The 990-nt window shown below is 73.8% G+C and carries 2 protein-coding genes; both read right to left on the bottom strand.

Going from position 1 to position 990, the window contains the following annotated elements; all coding sequences use genetic code 11:
- The coding region (locus ACTQ0H_RS09265; RefSeq protein WP_441548084.1) for an ATP-binding protein at nucleotides 1-389 on the bottom strand (389 nt) is incomplete at its 3' end.
- Nucleotides 389-990: Mu transposase domain-containing protein (locus ACTQ0H_RS09260; RefSeq protein WP_441548083.1), on the bottom strand; the 602-nt coding region annotated here is incomplete at its 5' end. The genes ACTQ0H_RS09265 and ACTQ0H_RS09260, both read right to left, overlap by 1 nt.

Genomic DNA, 990 nt, shown 5'->3' with positions numbered 1-990 from the left:
GCCTCGATGCCCAGCGCGACGGCGAGGTGCGTCTTGCCCACGCCGGGGCTCCCCACGAACAGGACGTTCTCGGCCCGCTCGACGAACCTCAGGGTCGCGAGCTCCTCGATCTCGGCGCGCGGGACCGACGGCTGGAAGTCCCAGTCGAAGTCCGCCAGCCCCTTGACGTAGGGGAACCCCGACGACCGTATGCGCTGGCTGGTGATCCTGACCTCCCGGGCGGCGACCTCGACGCGCGTCGTCTCCTCGAGGGCGGAGGCGAAGCCCCGCTCGCCCGCGGCGACCATCCTCACGTAGTCGGGCAGGGACGCCGCCATCTCGTGCAGCCCGAGCGCGGAGAGGTTCGCCTGCGCCCTGATCGAGGGGCTGCCCTCCGCGACGGCGCCCATCACGCCCCTCCGAGCGAGTCGAGCAGCGCGAGGTTGGCGCGCGCGGCCTCGGCGATGTCCGCGTCGGCCAGGCCCCGCTTCCCCTCGAGGGCCTGCCCGTAGTGGTCGGGGTCGTAGTTGATGGGCCTCGACGGCCCGGGCGCGGCGTCGTGGACGGCGACCTCCTCGCCGGCCATCCTCACCACGACCTGGCCGCCGGGCATCGCCACGACGCTCACGCGCCGGCCGATGCAGCGCCTGGGCACGGACCACTCCCTGCCGGCGGCCCTGACGAGCATGGTCGGCGGGACGGTCTGGACGCTCACGTCGCCCACCATCGACTCGAGGAGCCGGAGGTTCCCGATGGGCCGCAGGCACTCCTTCTCCCGCATGAACAGCGCGTCGGGCGGCAGGCCGGTGGTGCGGTTCGGCTCCGAGTTGGCCTGGGCCTCGACCCGGGCCACCGCCTCGGCGAGGCCGCTCCACCCGGTGAACTCGCCGCCGTAGGCGAGCAGGCGGTTCAGGAAGCGGTTGGCCGACTCGTCCTTGCCCTTGGTCTGCGGCGAGCGCGGCGCGCAGAGCCTGAGCTCGAAGCCGGCCTCCCGCGCGAACCGCCACGCCC

Source organism: Collinsella sp. LCP21S3_A3, assembly GCF_052118905.1.
Lineage (GTDB): Bacteria > Actinomycetota > Coriobacteriia > Coriobacteriales > Coriobacteriaceae > Collinsella.
This window is presented reverse-complemented; position numbering and strand designations above follow the sequence as displayed.